15 protein-coding genes are annotated in these 18,845 nt (G+C 67.3%); all 15 read right to left on the reverse strand.

Annotation, left to right across the window (positions count from 1 at the left end):
* Window positions 1–425: 425 nt before the first annotated feature.
* Window positions 426–794 (reverse strand): hypothetical protein, encoded by a 369-nt coding sequence (locus tag RTK35_RS19480; RefSeq protein ID WP_044411790.1) that lies wholly within the window; start codon window positions 792–794, stop codon window positions 426–428.
* Window positions 791–1,630, reverse strand: coding sequence for an SDR family oxidoreductase (locus RTK35_RS19485; protein ID WP_074970770.1), 840 nt, complete (start codon window positions 1,628–1,630; stop codon window positions 791–793). The genes RTK35_RS19480 and RTK35_RS19485 overlap by 4 nt, the downstream gene beginning before the upstream one ends.
* 39 nt (window positions 1,631–1,669) lie before the next feature.
* Complete coding sequence (locus tag RTK35_RS19490) at window positions 1,670–2,134, reverse strand: multidrug transporter (RefSeq protein WP_044411784.1); 465 nt, start codon at window positions 2,132–2,134, stop codon at window positions 1,670–1,672.
* A 183-nt stretch (window positions 2,135–2,317) separates the two neighbouring features.
* On the reverse strand, window positions 2,318–3,766 hold the full coding sequence (locus RTK35_RS19495) for a mannose-1-phosphate guanylyltransferase/mannose-6-phosphate isomerase (RefSeq protein ID WP_316908778.1): 1,449 nt from the start codon (window positions 3,764–3,766) through the stop codon (window positions 2,318–2,320).
* A gap of 283 nt (window positions 3,767–4,049) precedes the next feature.
* The gene (locus RTK35_RS19500; protein ID WP_142014789.1) at window positions 4,050–4,694 is read right to left on the reverse strand and encodes an alginate O-acetyltransferase AlgF; all 645 of its coding nucleotides are present in this window, start codon (window positions 4,692–4,694) and stop codon (window positions 4,050–4,052) included.
* Between the two features lie 56 nt (window positions 4,695–4,750).
* Complete coding sequence (locus RTK35_RS19505) at window positions 4,751–5,884, reverse strand: alginate O-acetyltransferase (protein ID WP_160482969.1); 1,134 nt, start codon at window positions 5,882–5,884, stop codon at window positions 4,751–4,753.
* 13 nt (window positions 5,885–5,897) lie between these two features.
* Complete coding sequence (locus RTK35_RS19510) at window positions 5,898–7,454, reverse strand: MBOAT family protein (RefSeq protein WP_316908779.1); 1,557 nt, start codon at window positions 7,452–7,454, stop codon at window positions 5,898–5,900.
* A 173-nt stretch (window positions 7,455–7,627) separates the two neighbouring features.
* Window positions 7,628–8,734 carry a mannuronate-specific alginate lyase gene (locus tag RTK35_RS19515; RefSeq protein ID WP_107330908.1) on the reverse strand — a complete coding sequence of 369 codons (1,107 nt, stop codon included), beginning with the start codon at window positions 8,732–8,734 and terminating at the stop codon, window positions 7,628–7,630.
* 14 nt (window positions 8,735–8,748) lie between these two features.
* Window positions 8,749–10,179, reverse strand: a complete 1,431-nt coding sequence (locus RTK35_RS19520; RefSeq protein ID WP_410478695.1) for an alginate O-acetyltransferase — start codon at window positions 10,177–10,179, stop codon at window positions 8,749–8,751.
* 13 nt (window positions 10,180–10,192) lie between these two features.
* Window positions 10,193–11,752: a mannuronan 5-epimerase AlgG gene (gene algG, locus RTK35_RS19525; RefSeq protein WP_316908781.1), complete on the reverse strand. Its 1,560-nt coding sequence runs from the start codon at window positions 11,750–11,752 to the stop codon at window positions 10,193–10,195.
* Window positions 11,753–11,778: 26 nt separating this feature from the next.
* The gene (locus tag RTK35_RS19530) at window positions 11,779–13,230 is read right to left on the reverse strand and encodes an alginate export family protein (RefSeq protein WP_282887697.1); all 1,452 of its coding nucleotides are present in this window, start codon (window positions 13,228–13,230) and stop codon (window positions 11,779–11,781) included.
* A gap of 10 nt (window positions 13,231–13,240) precedes the next feature.
* Complete coding sequence (gene algK / locus RTK35_RS19535; protein WP_074970784.1) at window positions 13,241–14,614, reverse strand: alginate biosynthesis TPR repeat lipoprotein AlgK; 1,374 nt, start codon at window positions 14,612–14,614, stop codon at window positions 13,241–13,243.
* An 11-nt stretch (window positions 14,615–14,625) separates the two neighbouring features.
* Window positions 14,626–15,792 (reverse strand): alginate biosynthesis protein Alg44, encoded by a 1,167-nt coding sequence (locus RTK35_RS19540; RefSeq protein WP_044411755.1) that lies wholly within the window; start codon window positions 15,790–15,792, stop codon window positions 14,626–14,628.
* Between the two features lie 25 nt (window positions 15,793–15,817).
* Window positions 15,818–17,299: a mannuronan synthase gene (gene alg8, locus RTK35_RS19545; protein WP_044411752.1), complete on the reverse strand. Its 1,482-nt coding sequence runs from the start codon at window positions 17,297–17,299 to the stop codon at window positions 15,818–15,820.
* 110 nt (window positions 17,300–17,409) lie between these two features.
* Window positions 17,410–18,720 carry a GDP-mannose 6-dehydrogenase gene (gene algD, locus RTK35_RS19550; protein WP_044411749.1) on the reverse strand — a complete coding sequence of 437 codons (1,311 nt, stop codon included), beginning with the start codon at window positions 18,718–18,720 and terminating at the stop codon, window positions 17,410–17,412.
* Between the last annotated feature and the right edge of the window lie 125 nt (window positions 18,721–18,845).

Genomic DNA, 18,845 nt, shown 5'->3' on the forward strand with positions numbered 1-18,845 from the left:
CACAGCTCAGCCCATCCTACAGACGGACGACCGGGATGCATGAGACCCCAGCGGCCCATGAGCCCGTCACGATGGGCTTCGCACAGCTCAGCCCATCCTACGGATGGAGCGGGGCCGTAGGATGCGGTGAGCTCGGCGAACCGCATCTCTGGCGGGGATGCATGAGACCCCAGCGGCCCATGAGCGCGTCACGATGGGCTTCGCACAGCTCAGCCCATCCTACAGACGGAGCGGGACCGTAGGATGCGGTGAGCTCGGCGAACCGCATCGCCGATCGGGATGCATGAGACCCCAGCGGCCCATGAGCGCGTCACGATGGGCTTCGCACAGCTCAGCCCATCCTACGGACGGAGCGGGGCCGTAGGATGCGGTGAGCTCGGCGAACCGCATCGCGGTGATGAGGACCGAGCGAGGCGCAACGCGGGTCAGCGGCGGTGCAGGAGCACGAGGCCGGCGAGGACGGGGTAGCAGAGGTAGTGCAGCACGAACAGGGCGATGGCCATGGGGCCGGGGGCGTTCTGCAGGGTCATCATGCCCAGCAGGCCGAGGTAGAGCACGCCGAGCAGGGCGCCGTAGCCGAGGACGATGCGCCAGGCTTCGCCCCGGGTCGGCGGGCGCTTGTACAGCAGGCGGAAGGCGAGGGCGATGAGCAGGGCCGTGGCGCCGGCGATCACCAGGGTGGCCAGCAGCCCGCCGAGGTGCACCAGGCTGCGCAGGGCGAGGTTGAGCAGCATGGCCAGGGCCACGCCGCCGATCACCACGTAGCGCAGGGCCAGCGGGCGGGGCGCGTTCACGAGCGCTCCAGGGCCACGTTGAGGCCGAAGCGTTTCTTCAGCACCGCTTCCAGCAGCCCCTTGGGCACCAGGCTGGCCAGCAGCGGCAGGGCGCGGCTGCCGTTGCCCAGGCGCAGCAGGCGCGGGCGCGGGTGGTGCTGGATGGCGTTGAACAGGTCGCGGGCGAATTCGGTGGCGGGGGTGGGGTTGTCCTGGGAGGCGCGGGCCCGGGCGCGGATGCCGTCGCGCAGGGGCCACCAGGGCGAGCCTTCGGCGATCAGCGATTCGGCTTCGCGGCTGGCGTTGGCGCCGAAGCTGGAGGCGATGGCGCCGGGCTGCACTTCCATGACCTCGATGCCGAAGGGCGCCAGTTCCAGGCGCAGGGCGTCGGAGAGGGCGTGCACGGCGGCCTTGGAGGCGCAGTAGGCGCCGGCGAAGGGGGTGACCAGCACGCCGGAGACGCTGCCGATGTTGACCACCAGGCCACGGCTGGCGCGCAGCACGGGGAAGCAGGCGCGGGTGAGGCCGACCAGGGAGAACACGTTGGTCTCGAACTGCCGGCGCAGGCCCTCGGTGCCGCCGTCCAGCAGCGGGCCCATGGCGCCGTAGCCGGCGTTGTTGATGAGCACGTCGAGCCGACCCGTTTCCTGCTGCAGGCGCTCACCCAGGCGCGCCACGGCGGCTTCGTCGTTGACGTCCAGCTGCACGCCGGTGAAGCCGGCGACGTTCAGCGCGTCCACGTCGTTGGCCTTGCGGGCGCAAGCCCAGACGCTGTAGCCGGCGGCCTTGAAGGCGTCGGCCAGGGCCCTGCCGATGCCGCTGGAGCAGCCGGTGATGAGGGCAACGGGTTGGCTCATTGCGAATTTCCTTGTTGGTCTTGTTGTGGTGGAAGTCGATCAGTCGGCGAATCTGCCATGCAATCGTTCGGCGCGGAACTCCAGCGTGTCGGCTCGATAGCCACGGCGCAGCGGCGGCAGCGGCAGGCAGTCCTGCCAGTCGGCACCGGCCTGCAGGCGCGGCGGGCCGAGGCTGCGCTCGGCCTCGTAGGGGGATTCGGCGAGGTTGAGGTCGTCGCCCGGGCGGTAGGCCTGCACGATCCAGGCGAGGTCCAGCAGGGTGGTGCTGCTGCCGTTGTGCACGCTGATCTTCAGCGGGCGGTCGGCGGGGCACTGGTCGGGCTGGTAGGCGAGGCGGACGTCGAGGCGGGCCAGCTGTTCGTTCACCAGGCGCTCTTCCCACAGCACCCAGGCGGCCATGAGCCCGATGACCAGCACCGCAGCCAGGGAGATGGGCAGCGCCTTGGTCGGGTGGCGGATGACCAGGATCAGCCAGGCGAAGAGGAGGATGGCGCCGAGGAGCATGAGGAGGGCCCATGACGGAAAGGCTGCAATGCTAGCGCAATCCGTGATCAGGCAGGGGTAAAAGGCACGGGGCCGTTGGCCGTTCCTGGCCCGGGCCCCGTGAGGCGGTGCGCGCGGCGGCACCCGCTGGCACAGGCGCCGGGAGCCTCCCGATGGGGGAGGGAGGCTCCGGGGCGTGGCCCCTCAGCGCGCGGTGGACACCTGGCTGACGCGCACGCCGCTGTCACTGCGGCCGTAGACGTCTTCCAGGCGTTCGATGTCGTCCTCGCCCAGGTAGCTGCCGGACTGCACCTCGATGATCTCCAGGGGGATCTTGCCGGGGTTGGTCAGGCGGTGCACCGACGTCATGGGGATGTAGGTCGACTGGTTTTCGGTGAGCAGGAAGGTCTTGTCGTCACAGGTCACCTCGGCGGTGCCGGAGACGACGATCCAGTGCTCGGCGCGGTGGTGGTGCATCTGCAGCGAGAGCTGGGCGCCGGGCTTGACGGTGATGTGCTTGACCTGGAAGCGGCCGCCCATGTCCACCGAGTCGTACGAGCCCCAGGGGCGGTACACGGCGCAGTGGTTCTGGGTTTCCGCGCGGCCCTGGGCGTCGAGGTCGTTGACCAGCTTCTTGACGTCCTGCACGCGGTCGCGGTGGGCGATCATCATGGCGTCCTTGGTCTCGACCACGACGATGTCGTCCAGGCCGATCACCGACACCAGCTTGCCGTTGCCGTGCACCAGGCAGTTGCGGCTGTCGTGCACCACCACGTCGCCCTTGGTGACGTTGCCCTGGGGGTCCTTGTCGTGGACTTCCCAGATGGAGCTCCAGCTGCCGACGTCGTTCCAGCCGGCGGAGAGCGGCACCACGCAGGCGCGGGCGGTCTTCTCCATCACCGCGTAGTCGATGGAGTTGTCCGGGCAGCAGGCGAAGGTGGCGGCGTCGATGGTGACGGTGGTGCCTTCGCGCTGGCTGCGTTCCAGGGCCAGCAGGCAGGTGTCGTAGATGTCCACGTCGTGGTGCTTGAGCTCGTCGAGGAAGCGGCTGGCGCGGAACAGGAACATGCCGCTGTTCCAGAAGTAGTCACCGGCCTCGACGTACTGCTGGGCGCGCTCGGCGTCGGGTTTCTCGACGAACTGGGCGACCCGGCTGATGCCCTCGGGCAGCTCGCCGCTGGCCTGGCCACGGATGTAGCCGTAGCCGGTCTCGGGGCGCAGGGCCGGCACGCCGAACAGCACCATCTCGCCCTTCTCGGCGGCGATGGTGGCCAGTGCCAGGGCCTGCTGGAAGGCGCGCTGGTCTTCCAGCACGTGGTCGGCTGGCATCACCAGCATCAGCTCGTCGCGGCCCTCGGCCAGCAGCTGCATGGCGGCGATGGCGACGGCGGGCGCGGTGTTGCGGCCGAAGGGTTCGAGCAGCATCGCCTGCGGGGTGACGCCGATGCTGTCGAGCTGCTCCTGGACGATGAAGCGGTGGTCCTTGTTGGCCACCAGCACCGGCGCCTGCATGCCGTCGAAGGCCAGGCGCTGCAGGGTCTGCTGGAACAGGGTCTTCTCACCGGTCAGGGCGAGGAACTGCTTGGGGTACTGCTTGCGCGAAAGGGGCCAGAGCCGGGAGCCGCTACCGCCAGAAAGGATTACAGGGATCATGGTGTTTCTCCTAAGAAGCTTGTCTGTTTGTGAGTAGTTGCTGCTCATCACATCGATCACTGAGAACATGCCCAAGACCTGCTGCGCGTCGGGTCTGCTGCGTTGAAAGCTCACTCGGAATGCTCATTTACAGCTCGTAAACTGCGCGTCCTCGAAAGCTTTCGCCTTGCATCCCTCTAGCTCGCTAGGCCTTGAGCATGTTCAAACCTCTGTCTTGTAGTCCCACTGTCTCGTGCGGCGGGTACGAAGCGTGGCCCGGGGCGTCGGCCCCGGGCGGGGCGGATCAGGACTCGGCCGGGCGCTTGACCCAGACCGGGGAGAGCTTGCCGCCGCTGCCGGTGACGTAGAGGCAGACCACCTCGCCGCGCTGCAGGGAGACCGGCTTGAGGTCGCTGACCTTGCGGTTGCCGTCGAACAGGGCCAGGCCCACCTTCACCGGGTTGATCTCGCGCTCGCCACGGCCCTGGGGCGCGACGTCCTCGACCACGGCGGTCTTGCCGTCGGCGGTCTTCAGGGTGAGCTTGGCGTCGGAGAGGTTCTGCACCCGCAGCAGGGCCTTCTGCTTGTTCTTGAAGGCTGGCTCTTCCACCAGCTTGGGCTCGGCGCCCGGCTGGCTGACCAGGGTGTAGTAGCGGTCGGACTCCAGTTTCACCGGGACGCTGGCGCTGCCCACCTGGGCGTTGTAGTTGCCGGCGGGCAGGAACTTGAAGTCGCTGGAGCCCAGCGGGGCGACGTCGTTCAGGGCGGTGTTGCCGACGCTGACGTCCAGTTCGCTGGCGCCGGCGTTGTAGGCGCGGACGAAGGCCGAACCCTTCGGCGCCTGCGGGCCGTAGAGGCCGCCTTCATCGGCCAGGGCGGAGAAGGCGCTGACGCCCAGGGCCAGGGCGCAGGCGTACGACGTCCAGGTGCGTTGCTTCTGTCGGTTCATGGTGTTTCCTCCTTTGGTGCAATGCGCATGGCGCTTGGGACCCGAAGGCCCGTTCGTTAATGGGTGGCGGCGACGCGCTCGCCGGGGGCGCCCTTGCGCAGCTGGGCGATCCACTGTGGGTCGAACTCGCTCAGGTCGTTGGGCATGGGCAGGTAGCGCTCGGGGAATTCCCAGATCACCAGCTCGGGGGCGGCGTCCTTCAGCTCGTCGCTCTTGAGGTACTTGAGCATCGGCAGGATCGGGCCGTGGCCGTCCTCGGCGTGGTTCACCAGGTCGCGCTGCAGGGACTGGCGCAGGGCGCCGGCGAAGTTCCAGTTGGGGTTGGCGCTGTAGCTGGTGCCCACCAGGGCCACCGGCACGCTGCTGTCGCCGAACAGGTCGCCGGATTCCTCCTCGCCTGCGGCGCGGGTCTCGCGCTTCTGCAGGGTGTCCGGGGCGGGCATCAGGTCGGCGAACAGCGGGTCGAGCGGCAGGAAGCGGGTCAGGTCGCCCTTGTAGTCCTCGTTCTTCACCGCTTCGGTGACGAAGGCCTGGTCGCTGCCGGAGAGGCTGACGCGCTCGCGCACCACCTGGCCCAGGCGCTGGGCCACCACTTCGGCGCCCTGGGGCGTCCAGTGGGTGTCGGTGCGCAGGAACACCTGGCCGTTGTTCTTGGCCTGTTCCAGCGGGCCGAGCAGGTCCGGGGCGATGATCCCGGCCTTGCGCACGGCGCCACGGAAGTGAGCGTAGAGGTCCTGGCGCAGGGCGGTGGGGCGGGCCTCGCCGACGTGCTCGGGGTACAGCCGCGACTTGGACGGGACGATGGCCAGCACCAGCTTGATGCCCCGGCTGTCCAGTTCGTCGCGCACGCCCTGGATCAGCGCCAGGTTTTCCTGCAGGTGGCGCTCGCCTTCGGCCACCGGGTCGAACTCCTCGTCGGAGAACAGCCAGCCGTCCTGGCCGATCACCACGCCCTGGCGGCCTTCGCCGAACAGGCCGTAGTCCACCAGGGCCCAGAGGTTGGTGCCGATCTGCTTGATGGGGAATTCATCGTCGTAGTGCTTCTCGAAGGCGTGGGCCAGCTTGCCGTTGAGCACGGTGGTTTCCTTGGCGACGCTGAAGCCGACGATGCCGCGCATGGACCACAGGCTCAGGGCCAGCAGCATGCCGGCGAAGGCCACGATGTAGAGGGTGTTTGCAGTTCTGCTCATGTGTGCGCTCCCTTCAGAACTGGAAGTAGAGGAAGGGGGAGAAGCTCTGCGCCGAGAGCTTCAGGATCGACGCGGCGAACAGCAGCAGCAGGGCGACACGGGTGGCCAGCACCGGCAGCTGGGTCATCCAGGTCTGTTGCCAGACCAGGGCGCCGCTGGGGGAGTAGGCGATGGCGGCCGGGTCGTCAGCGGCGGCCTGCGGGCTGCGCGGCTGGGCGGTGGCCGGGCCGTTGGCGTCGACGTGTTCGTCGGCACGGGCCTTGGGCGCGCCGGTCAGCGGCTTGGCGTGGAACTGGCGGATGCCGAACCAGGCCAGCACCACGTAGGCCAGTACCAGGGTGGCGATCTGCAGGCTGGTGAGCTGGGCGCGGTTGAGTTCGGAGAGGCCCAAGTCACCGAAGCTGAACATGGCGGCGTACATGCGCCAGGCGACGTCGAGGTTCTCGGCGCGGAAGATCACCCAGCCGATCACCACCAGCAGGAAGGTGAAGGCCCAGCGCAGCGGGTTGATGACCTTCGGCGCGGCGTCCACGCCCAGGGCGCGTTCGACCGCCAGCCAGGCGCCGTGCCAGGCGCCCCAGATGATGTAGGTGAAGTTGGCGCCGTGCCACAGGCCGCCCAGCAGCATGGTGAGGAACAGGTTGCGGTAGGTCTGGAAGGTGGTGCCGCGGTTGCCGCCCAGGCTGATGTACAGGTAGTCCCGCAGCCAGGTGGAGAGGCTGATGTGCCAGCGCCGCCAGAACTCGGTGATGGACTGGCTGATGTAGGGCTGGTTGAAGTTCTCCATGAAGCGGAAGCCCATCATCAGGCCGAGGCCGATGGCCATGTCGCTGTAGCCGGAGAAGTCGAAGTACAGCTGGGCGGTGTAGGCCAGGGCGCCGAGCCAGGCGTCGCCCGTGGTCGGGTCGGAAAGGGCGAAGCAGTGGTCGGCGATGGGCGCGATGCTGTCGGCGATGAAGACCTTCTTGATGAAGCCCTGCATGAACCGGGTGCAGCCTTCGGCGAACTTGTCGACGGTGTGGGTGCGGTGGTTGAACTGGTCCACCAGGTCGCGGAAGCGCAGCACGGGGCCGGCGATCAGGTGCGGGAAGATCGCCACGAAGGCGGCGAAGTCCACCAGGTTGCGGGTGGCCGGGGTGTCGCCCCGGTACACGTCGATGATGTAGCTGATGGACTCGAAGATGTAGAACGAGATCCCGATCGGCAACAGGATGTGGGTGATGACGAAGGGCTCCATGCCGAACTGGGTGAAGATCGCGTTGAAGGTCTCCACGCCGAAGTTGGCGTACTTGAAGTAGCCCAGCACGCACAGGTCCACCGCGACGCCGAGCAGCAGCCAGCGCTGCGCGGGCTTGGTGCGCACCCCGGCGGCGCCGATGCGCAGGCCGATCCAGTAGTTGAACACCGTGACGGCGGCGAACAGGGCGAGGAAGTCGATCCGCCACCAGGCGTAGAACACGTAGCTGGCGATGAGCAGGAGCAGGTTTCGATAGCGTGTCCCGACCAGGTAGTACAAGCCGAGGAAGATCGGCAGGAACAGGAACAGGAACACGTTTGAAGAAAAGACCATCCGAGTCTCTCCACTTGTACGTAACTTTCTGGGCCGCCGCCGGACGTTCCAGCCCGGTGTGCGACCCGCCATTCCCTCCCCAGGGTGTGGCGTTCAAATCCTTGCGCCGCCGCGTCTGCCGCGCGGTCGGTTCGTTGCGTCAGGTGGCTCCCCCGGTGGGGGAGGGCACCGGGTCAGCTGCCGCTGCCGCCCTCCTTCTTCGGGTGGAACACCTGGGTGATGTCGCCTCCCAGGCGGAAGGTCTTGTAGGGGGCCATGGAGTCCTTCCAGCGCAGGGTCTCGGGCTTGCAGCCGTAGAGCGCGCACCAGGGTTCGAGCCAGGCGAACTTGGCGCGCTTCTCCAGGTCCTCCATGTCCTGGTCCTTGCCGGTCCTGTCGTCGAAGGGTTCCTGGTCATCCACCCCGGCGATGACCTTTTCGCCGAGACGGCGCAGGGCGCCGTCGTTCTCGTTGCGCAGGTCCACGCCGTTGGCCTGGGCGAAGGCGGCGATCATGGCCAGCGGCGGCAGGCTGTAGTTGTGGTAGGCCAGGGCACGCTGCTCGCGCTTGAGTTCGTTGGGCAGGAAGCCGTCTTTGTCCACCTGGCTGGCGGCGACGCGGAACTGGGCGACGGACCAGTCGAAGAGGTCGCGGCGGTTGGTGGCGACGGCGGTGGCCATCACCGACCAGGCGGCCCAGTAGGAGTGGTTGTTGATCTTCTTCAGCGGCAGGCCGCTCCAGTCGTGCACCGTCTGGTCGGCCAGGCGCGAGAACCAGGACTCGATCTGCTGGCTCTGCTGGGTGTAGCCGGCCAGCGGGTGGGAGTTGGAGAACTTCAGCCGCAGGTAGGCCGAGGACAGGCTGCCCAGCGCCCATTTGCGGATGGACTTGCCGGTGTGGTTGTACTCGGTGCTCTGCAGGGCGTTGGCCTGGGCCCAGCTGCCCATCCACTGCAGGGCGCACTCCAGTTGCGCCCGCTGGCCGTCGCGCATGTACGCCATGACCATCTTGTTGACCCCGCGCTCCATGCGGGTGATGTCGGCGGTGCTGTCGCGGAAGGCCCGTTCCGCCGTGAGATTGAGGGTGGCGCGGGCCTGGTTGGAGCCCTCGTACTTGCTGCGGAACTCCAGCTTGCCGGTGTAGGGCGGCGGCGGGGCTTCGCAGCTGTCGGCCTTGTGCTCGTCGACCTCCACCGGGGCGTAGTAGCCCGAGGGCGGGACCAGGTCGCCGGCGTGGGCGAGCGGGCCGAGCAGGGCGCCGCTGAACAGGCAGGGGGCGAGCAACCGGAGTCGGGGTTTCATGATGACCTCCTTCCTCACTCGGCCTTGGCCGCGAGGTGTTCACCCGAGTGGCCTGGGCGCTTGCACAGGGTCACGTCGACGCTGAGGTTCTCAGGCATCTCTTCGGGGCTGTGGATTTCCAGGGCGAGGACGTTGAGGTCCCGCCAGTCGGGGTCGTTGCGCAGTTCGAAGGTGTAGCGGCCGCCGGTGTCGACGCGGTCGCTCTGTTCGATCTTGAAGTTCTCGCGGCGGCCGTTGAGGTACCAGACGGTGGCCTTGGACTCGTGAACGGTCGGGTCGCTGAAGGTCAGGTCCACCTGGTAGTCGCCGCCACGGATGTCCTTGATCGGCTGGTTCTGGCCGTTGACGAAGACTTCGTTGGCGCCGGGCTTCATGCGCACCTTGCGGTGCATCACCGCCGGCTGGCCCTCGCAGCCGTTGTTCACCAGCGGCAGGGCCTGGCGGTAGAAGCTCTTCTGCGCCATGTCGTAGTGGGTGGCGAACTCCCAGATGATGATCTTGGGCGGGTGCTCGTGGAATTCCGGGCTGCTCATGTACTGCAGCAGGGCGCTGTCGAAGCCGCCGCCGCTGACCGCCATGTTGAGCACCTCGGCGCCGCTGTGCTGCTGCAGGAAGCCGGCGAAGTTGTAGGCCGGGCCGCTGTTGCTGGTGCCCACCAGGACGATCTGCGGGTTGGATTCGTCGCCGAACAGGGCATCGCCGGCGGCGCCGTCGCCCGAGGCTTCGGTCTCGTAGCGGTCGACGTACTGGGTGGCGTAGGTGGTGCCGCAGAGCTGGCCGGCGGTCTTGTGCAGGGTGCCGGCCTTGGGCAGCAGGCCGACGACCTTGCTGTCGAAGGTCTTCTTGGGGATCTCGTCGAAGCCGGGCATCTGCTTCAGCGTCTCGGCCACCAGCTTGGCGGTGCGGTTGGCGCCGGCCGGGGTCCAGTGGTGGTCGGCCTTGAAGTAGTAGTCGGTGTCCACGCCCTTCTCGTCGAACAGCGGCGAGAGGTCGGTGACCCAGATGCCGGTCTTGCGGAAGTCGTCCACGGCCTTGAGGTAGTTCTTCTTCGCCAGGTCGTAGTCGAAGCGGGCCTTTTCCGCTTCGGTGAGCTGTTCGCGGTTCACCAGGCCACGGGTCGGCTGGTAGACCACCATCAGCTCGACGCCCTTGGCCTTGAGCGCGTCGCGCAGGCGCTTGAACTCGCTGTAGCCGAAGGCGCTGGTGCCGAAGTCGGTGCGCAGGTCGTAGCGGGTGCGGAACAGCCAGTCGCCACGGCCCTGGACCAGGGCGGTGAAGAAGCTCAGGTACTTGGTGTTGTACACGCTCGGGTCCTGGGCGACGGCGCACAGGGGACCGGTGCGCTGCACGCTGTACTCGGGCGCGGCCCAGGCCCCCTGGGACGCGGCCAGCAGGGCGGCGGCGAGGGTGGAGGGGGCGAGCCATTTCATGGGGTGTCTGTGCATGGTGGTGTGTGCCTCAATCCTGGAGTTCGGCCTGGCTTTCGACGGGGTCGATGAGCACCGCTTTGTTGCGGCGCACCATCAGGTCGAGGATTTCCTCCTGTTTCTCGCCCAGTACGCCGGCGAAGCTGATGCCGGTGGATTTGCTCGGGGCGAGCATTTCCACGCGGTACAACTCCACGGAGAGGGGGGAGTCGATGGACAGGGGCGAGGAGCCGTTACCGGCGAGCTTGCCGCCGACCACGATCATCGAGACCTTGGTGTCGAAGGGGTCCAGCTCGATGTCGCGGTCGGTGTTGGACAGGTCCTTGATGTGCCCGTAGACGCCGGTCAGGCCGTTGGCCATGGACAGGTTCTCGTACAGGCGGATGTTGACGCTGTTGCGCAGGCGGATGCCGTGGCGCTGGTTGCCGACGATCTTGTTGCCCCACAGCAGGTTGTTGGAGCTCTCGTAGAGGGTGATGCCGTCGGAATGGTTCTGGTAGACCTCGTTGTAGGCCACCAGGTTGTTCACCGAGTTGCGGTCGATGACGATGCCCGACAGTTTGTTGTCGTAGGTCTTGTTGTTGATGATCCAGCTGTCGTCCACCTCGCGGGAGATGATGATGCCGTGCTTCTTCCTGGTGCCGTGGACGGTGTTCTCGGCGATGACCAGGCCGTGGGAACGGTCGTGGGGGTCGATGCCGTAGACGATGTTGTCGCGGTAGGTGTTGCCCTTGATGACCACGTCGCGGGCTTCGTAGCAGTAGAAGCCGTACCAGTGGTCGACGAACTCCGAGTTCACCAGCCAGCCGGTGGGTTCCGGGCGCTTGAGGCGCTCGTGCATGCCGGGGGTGTACTGGGTGATGGAGACGCCGTAGGACTTGGAGTTGTCGTAGCCGAGGCTGGTGACGGTGCTGTCGGCGATGTACAGCTCGCTGCCGCCCCAGGAGACCAGGAACGGGCGGAACTCCGAGGGCTTGCGGAACCAGGCCGGGGTGTCGTCCTGCTCGCGCCAGGCCGTCAGCTTGGTGCCGGTGATGAACAGCTTGCCGTCGTTGACCAGGAACGCGCCGCGCTCCTGGGACAGGCGGAAGTCACGCGTCTCTTCGCCGATGCGCAGGCTGGCGCCCTGGGCCACCACCACCGGCAGGCGGGCGATGTAGACGCCCGGTTCGGTTTCGGCGAACTGGCTCTCGGGCAGGGCCTTGGCCAGGTCGGCCGGGGTGACGAAGCCGCCTTCGATGAAGATCGCCTGGGGCATGCCGCGCTGGCGGCTGACCCATTCGCGCATGCGCTCGTTGCCGCCGATGAAGTCCTTCAGGGCGTCCTGTTGGAGCATGCGCCGGACCACCACCTTGCCGGTGGTGCGGCGGTCCACCTTGGCCTCGATGGCCTGGCGGGTGTAGCCGGAGAGGTCGGGCAGCTCGGGCGGGTCCAGGTGGAGCTGGTCCACCGGGGCGCTGGTGACGGTGTAGTTCTTGGTTTCCTTGAGGCCCTTGGCCGGCTCGGCCGCGTGCACCCACGGGGCGCTGGCCAGCAGCGCGCCGAGCACCAGGCCGCTGAGCGGCCGGGGGGTTGCGAGGAGGTTGGGCATGGCTGTTCTCCCTGGGCTCGCTGGCATCAGAAGCGCCAGATGAAGTCGACGAAGGCGCGGTGCATGAGCGAGTCGGTGCCGCTGCCGTAGGCATCGCCCGGCTTGAACACGCCGCCACGGAAGCGCACCAGGGCGGAGGCGTCGTCCAGGTGCTCGGCCATCCCGGCGGGCAGCAGGCCCTGGCGGAAGTAGCGGGTCACCACCAGGTCGACTTCCTGGCCGATGTCCTTCTCGCCGTCCTCCAGCGGGGCGGTGATGCCGGCCTGGCCGACGTCCTGGTTGTCGTCCACGCGCCAGAAGCGGTGGTAGACGAGGCTGGCGTCGTAGTCGTCGTGCAGCTGCCAGGAGGCGAAGGCGGTGGCCACCTGCAGGTTGCTCAGCTCGCCGCGGAAGGCTTCGCCGAAGCGGTGCATGCGGGCTTCGGTGCCGGTGAAGTTGGAGCGGTTGCTCTCCATGCCGGTCTGGCGGAACTGGCGGGAGCTGTCGTCGTCACCGCCGCCGCTGCCACGGGCGTAGGCACCGCCGACCTTCCATTGCTCGGAGAGGTTCCAGCGCAGGCCGAGGTCGACGCCCCAGGCGTTGACGTCGACGTTGCGCGAGCCGCTGGCGAGGCGCTCGTCGCCGACCACGCTCTGGGTCAGTTCGTCGGTGTCGCCGGTGAGCCAGGTGGCCTGGGCCCAGTAGTTCAGCGGGGCGGTGGAGCGCCGGTCGAAGAAGCCGCCGTCGGCGTCGATGCCGACCCAGGTGAGGTCGCCGGTGTAGCGCTTGTCCAGGGGCTCCACCACCTCGCCGGCGTCGGGCAGGCTGCCGTTGTCGCGGCTGTGGTGGACCTTGAGGCCGACCCAGTGGCCCGGGGCCCACTGGGTGGCGATGTCGCCGAAGACGTGCTGGCGGTCCTTGTCTTCGGGGGCCAGTTCGTCGAGGTCGGTGCGGTATTCGCTGAAGCGTTCGGCGACGCCGACGTGGGCGGTCAGCAGAGTGGTGTCGAAGCTCCAGCGCAGGGCTTCGATGTTGGTGTCCCACCAGGTGCCTTCGGCGCTGCGTACGCGCTGGCGGCCGAAGCGCAGGTGTTCGCCGGGGTAGGCGGTGAGGCCGCCGTAGTCGACCCAGAATTCGCGCAGGGCGAGGTAGCTCTTGTCCGGCTGGCGGCCGTCGTCGCGCGCGCCCTGTTCGCCGTCGGTGTCGCTGGATTGCAGGGTGTCGGTCTCGACGATGTCGGTGGCGCTGACGGCCTGGCCCATGGCGAAGGCGCTCCAGTCACCCCGTTCGGCGTAGACCCAGGGGCGCAGGTCGATACCCACGCCGCTGACGTCGCCACCCTTCTGGGTGCCGAGGTCGCGGTCGTCCTCGGACTGGGCGGTGATCTTGATGTCGAGGCCGAAGTTCTTGTCGCTCATCTGCACGGCGAAGGCGCTGCTGGTGGAAAGAAGCGTGAGGCCCAGGCCGAGGCTGGCGGTCGTCCAGAGGTTGAATTTCATGTCGGTTCCTTCAAGGGGTCTGCATGGCCTGCATCTGCGTGGTGTCCTGCAGGGCGACGCCGCGGAACTGGCGTTCCTCGCGCAGGCGCTGTTCGGCGCGGGCGCGGTCGGCGGGGCTCAGCTGCTGTTCCACGGTCTGCGCCAGTTCGATGGCCTGCGGGGTGTTCTTGGGCAGCGCCAGTTGGCTGAAGACGTAGGCGTTGACGAGGTCGGGGCGGATGCCCTTGCCCTGGGCGAACAGTTGGCCGAGGGCGTAGTCGGCGTTGATCTGGCCGTTGCGGGCGGCGCTCAGCAGGTAGTCCAGGGCCTTGTCCGGGTCGATGTCGCCGAGGTAGCCACGGATGTAGATCTGCCCCAGCAGGTAGTTGGCGGTGGGTTCGGTGGCGGAGGCCTTGAGCAGGTGGCGCTCGGCTTTCACCGGGTCCAGGGGGACCAGCTTGCCTTCGTAGTAGAGGCGGCCGAGCAGCAGTTCGGCGCGCGGTTGGGCGGCTTCGCGGCCGTGGTCGAGGTACTCCATCATCTTGTCGATGTCGCCCAGGCCCGGGTACTCGTAGAGCAGCTTGGCGAGGCTGACCCAGGCCGGCGGGTAGGCCGGGGCGATGCGTTCGAGCATGTCCTGGGACTTGCCTTCGTCAGGCTTGCCCAGCTCGGCGTCGGCCAGCACCTGGGCCACCGAGTCGACGCGCTGGGCGGGCAGGGTGCCGGCGGCGTAGCGGGCCATGACCTGCTCCACCAGGGCCTGGCGCTCGTCGCCCTTGCCCTGCTTGCTGTAGACGGTGGCCAGTTCGACGTAGCAGGCGTCGGCCTGCTGCAGGTTGCGGGTGCAGATGTCCTCGATCTCGGCCAGGTGCTGGTCGTAGGTGCCCTGGGTCCGGTAGTAGAGGATCTGCGCCAGCTCGGCCTGGGGCTGGCCGTCGGCGCGCCACTGGGCGATGCGCTGCTGCACGTTCACGCCGGGGAAGTCCTGGGGGAAGGTGAGGTAGAGCATCACCAGGGGCAGCAGGCTGTTGGGCTCGCCGGCCTTGTAGGCGTCTTCCAGCAGCTGGGCGGCTTCCTGGCGTTCGGCCGGGGTGCCGTCGGGCTTGCGCGCCAGCAGCTTGCCGAGGCGGGCCTTGGCGCGCGGCGACTGGTCCATGGCCTGGCGGTAGGTCTGCTCGGCCTGGCGCATCTGCTCCGGGTCGCCACTGTCCACCTGCAGGTCGGCGAGGCCGACCTGGGCGTTGACGTAGCCGAGCTCGGCGAGCTGGCGGAAGTTGCGCTCGGCAGTGGCGGTGTCGCCGCGCTTGAGTGCTTCGCTGGCCAGCCGCTGGTCGGGCAGGCCGGCGCAGCCGGCCAGCGCGACGGCGACGCCGAGCAGCAGGGTGCGGGAGGGAAGGGTCGCCACGGGTGTCCTCCTCAGAAGCCGGCCGCCAGGGCGCGGTTGATCATCCAGTCGAAGGAGGGACCGCGGTCGATGCTGACTTCGACGGGCTGCCCGGCGAGCTTGCTGTCCAGTACCTGGTCGGGCTGGATGACGACGCGGATGTCGGAGGACAGGCCGCTGTCGATCAGGCTGGAGCTGATGATCTTGCCGTGGCGCGGGGTGTCTTCGCCGGCCACCTGGAAGGTGACGCTGGCGCCGGGCTTGGCCTGGGCGAAGTTGCGGTAGGGGAAGCGGGCGCTGACGGTGGCTTCGAAGTCCTGGGGCACCAGTTCGAAGATGACGTCGCCCTTGCCGGCGAACTGGCCGTCGGCCACCAGCTGGCGGGCGACCTTGCAGTTGCAGGGGCTGGTGAGGGTGCCCTTCATCTGCTTGCCGAAGAGTTCCTCGACGTTGGCGGGGGCGAGCTGGTCGTCGGTCAGGTGGCCCTTGAGCATCTCCAGCATGGTGGCGGAGAAGGAGGCGATCGGGGCGCCCTTCTGCACCACGGCGCCTTCGCCGCCGATCAGGCTCTGCACGGTGCCTTCGCGGGGCATGGTGACCTGCATGGCGGGCACGGCGACCATGCCGGATTCGGCGTGGGTGACGAAGTACAGGCCGTAGAGCGATTTGAAGATGAAGCCGAAGGCGGCCAGGCCGACGAGGAACAGGCCGGCGCTGAAGGTGACGGCGCGCAGGCGGCCGAACATGCCCATGCCGCCGCCGCTGCCGTTCTTGCGCGGTTTGGTGAAGTTCTCGCGCTGCAGGGTGTTGAGGATGTCGCCGGCGCTGACCACTTCGCCCGAGAGGTGGGCGCTGATCAGGTAGCGCAGGGTGGCGATGTCACGCGGCTTGAGGTTGTGGAACTGGCAGCCGGCGCGCTCCTGCTGGGGGTCGAGGAAGCGCACCTGGAACTCGACGTCCAGGCCGAGGCTGAGGTTGTCCACCTGGAACTGCATGCGGCCCTGGTGGTAGTCGCCCACCTGCACCTTCTGCCCCGGTTCCACCTGGAAGGCGAACCCGCCGGCGGAGAGGTCGAGCAGGCGGTGCTCGACGCGCTCCTTGCCCACCAGGTAGCGCACCTTGGCCGGGAGCTTGACCCGGGCGTGCTGGCGCTGGGCTTCGGATTCGTGCACCACATTGACGTTGACGGCTGTATTCATGGTCTGGATTTCCTATCGGGTTCGGTCACACGAACGCCATCAGCGTGGCTACGAAGACGCTGGTGGCGGTGAAGGTCATGGCACGGGAAGACCAGGTGTTGAACCAGCGGGTGAAGCTGGCCAGGTCCCGGTTGAGCTTGGTGTTCTGGCGCGTCCAGGACTGCTGGTCCAGGCGGAAGAAGACGTAGATCTTCACCAGCGCGCCGACGATCTGGTTGTAATAGAGGATCAGCGGGTAGGCCGGTCCTATGGGGTGCCCTGAAACGCTCAGCAGCAGGGTGAGGATGAAGCGGGTGAGGCCGATCCACAGCAGGTACACCAGGAGGTAGGCGATGCTGTACTTGAGGCTGGCGATCACCGCGACGGCCAGGCCCAGCAGGCAGGTCCACATGGACACGCGCTGGTCGCTGAGCACCAGGGTGGTGAACCAGCCGAGGCGGCGCGGGCCGAGGGCCAGGGCGCGGGTGTTCTGCCGCAGGTTGTTGCCGTACCAGCGGAACATCAGCTTGCGGCTGGCCTTGATGAAGCTCTTCTCCGGCGGGTGCTCGACGGTGTTGATGGCGGCGTCTGGCACGTAGAAGGTGTCGTAGCCCAGGCGCATCAGGCTGTACCAGCTGGACTTGTCGTCACCGGTGAGGAACTGGAAGCGGCCCAGGCGCCAGTGGTCGAGGTGGTCGCTCTCCACGTCGGCGATGAAGCCGGGGTCGGTGACCACCTTGGCGCGGAACACCGACATGCGCCCGGTCATGGTCAGCACGCGCTTGGAGAGCGCCATGGAGCACATGTTGATGTGGCGCTGGGCGAAGCGCAGCTTGTGCCATTCGCTCATCAGGTAGCTGCCGCGCACTTCGCAGAACTCGTTGGTGGTGAGGCCGCCGACGTTGGGGAAGTACTTGAACCAGGGCACGGTCTTCTTCACCACGCCCTGGGTGAGCACGGTGTCGCCGTCCACCACGGCGACCACGGCGTCGTCGTCGGGCAGTTGCCGGGAGATGGCGCGGAAGCCGTAGGCCAGGCCGTCGCGCTTGCCGGTGCCGGGGATGCGTACGAAGTCCAGCTTGACGCGCTCCGGCGGGGCCAGGCGGTTCCACTGGTTCTTGATCAGCAGCTCGTCGGAGAGTTCGACGATGGAGCAGACCACCGTGGTGGGGTAGCCGCAGTCGATGGCTTCCTGGATCACCGAGCGGTAGACCATGGCGGTGGTCAGGGCGTCGATGCGGAAGCTGGTGACCAGCAGGTAGACGTGGGACGGGTCGGCCGCTGCGCCGAGCTTGCGCACCTGGCGGCGCTGCCAGGGGTAGACGACGTAGAGGAACAGGGTGCCGCGCAGGAAGTGCAGGGCGCCCATGGAATAGCGCCAGATACCGACCACGCCGATGAGCAGCAGGAAGTGCTTGGACTCGGGATCGAACACCGAGCGGGGCAGCGCCAGCGCGAGCAGCATCAGGCCCGTCAGGAAGAACAGCCAGCCGGCTGCCTCGGTGAGGCTTCGCTTGAGCTTGTCCATTGATTCATCCATTCCTTCGTGAACGCTGGACGGACCTCGGGCGTGGGCGCTGCTTGTCATTGTTTCGCTCGCCCAAGGTGCGTCATCGCGTTGCGCTGAAGCGGTCGCGGTTACCAGCAGATGCCTTCGGCGTTGCCGTGGCTGGCCTTGGGCATGAAGCCCACCAGGTCGATCACGTGCTTGCCTTCGGGGGCGCGCTGGGCAAGGGGGGCGAAGAGTTCGTCGCGGTTGCCCAGGACGATCACGTCGGCGTTGTCGACGACGCCGTCGAAGTCACTGTCGAGCAGGGACGAGACGTGGGGGATCTTCGATTCGATGTAGTCCTTGTTGGCGCCGTGGACGCGGGCGTATTCGACGTTGCGGTCGTAGATGCGCAGGTCGAAGCCCTTGCCGATGAGCATCTCGGCCAGCTCCACCAGGGGGCTCTCGCGCAGGTCGTCGGTGCCGGCCTTGAACGACAGGCCGAGCAGGGCAACCTTGCGCTTGTCCTGGGCGGCGATGATGTCGAAGGCCTTCTGCACCTGGGCCGAGTTGCTGCGCATCAGCGAGCCGATCAGCGGGGCTTCGACGTCCAGGGAGCTGGCGCGGTAGCTGAGGGCGCGCACGTCCTTGGGCAGGCAGGAGCCGCCGAAGGCGAAGCCGGGGCGCATGTAGTACTTGGAGAGGTTGAGCTTGTGGTCCTGGCAGACCACGTCCATCACTTCGCGGCCATCGACGCCGACGGCCTTGGCGATGTTGCCGATCTCGTTGGCGAAGGTGACCTTGGCGGCGTGCCAGACGTTGCAGGTGTACTTGATCATCTCGGCGACCTCGATGTCCTTGCGGATGATCGGGGCGTCCAGTTCGCGGTAGAGGGTTTCCAGCAGGTCGCCGGACGTCTTGTCCAGCTCGCCGATGACGGTCATGGGCGGGAAGTCGTAGTCCTTGATGGCGGTGCTTTCGCGCAGGAACTCGGGGTTCACCGCGACGCCGAAGTCGACGCCGGCCTGCTTGCCGGAGCAGTCTTCGATGATCGGGATCACCACGTTCTTCACGGTGCCCGGCAGGACGGTGCTGCGGACCACCACGGTGTGGCGCTCGGCCTTGTCGCGCAGGGCGAAGCCGATCTCGCGGCAGACGCCTTCGATGTATTCCAGGCCCAGGTCGCCGTTCTTCTTGCTCGGGGTGCCGACGCAGATGAAGGACATGTCGGTATCGCGTACGGCGGCGGCGACGTCGGTGGTGCCGCGCAGGCGGTTGGTCTTCAGGCCCTGCTGCAGCAGCTCTTCCAGGCCCGGTTCGACGATGGGGGATTTGCCTTTGTTGATCAGGTCGATCTTGGTGCTGGAAACATCCACGCCGACAACTTCATGACCACGAGCGGACAGGCAACCGGCACATACTGCACCGACGTAGCCCAAACCAAAGATGCTGATACGCATCGCTATCACCTCATTCCATTTAGTACGTGTTAATAAGTGGCTTATTAGCCACGGCCGTTTCTGCAGTTGTCACCAAACAGCAACTTTCTACTGCGTGCAGGCATGACGGATACCGGGCACCGAAA

Origin of the sequence: Pseudomonas sp. zfem003 (assembly GCF_032621675.1) — a bacterium.
Lineage (GTDB): Bacteria > Pseudomonadota > Gammaproteobacteria > Pseudomonadales > Pseudomonadaceae > Metapseudomonas > Metapseudomonas otitidis.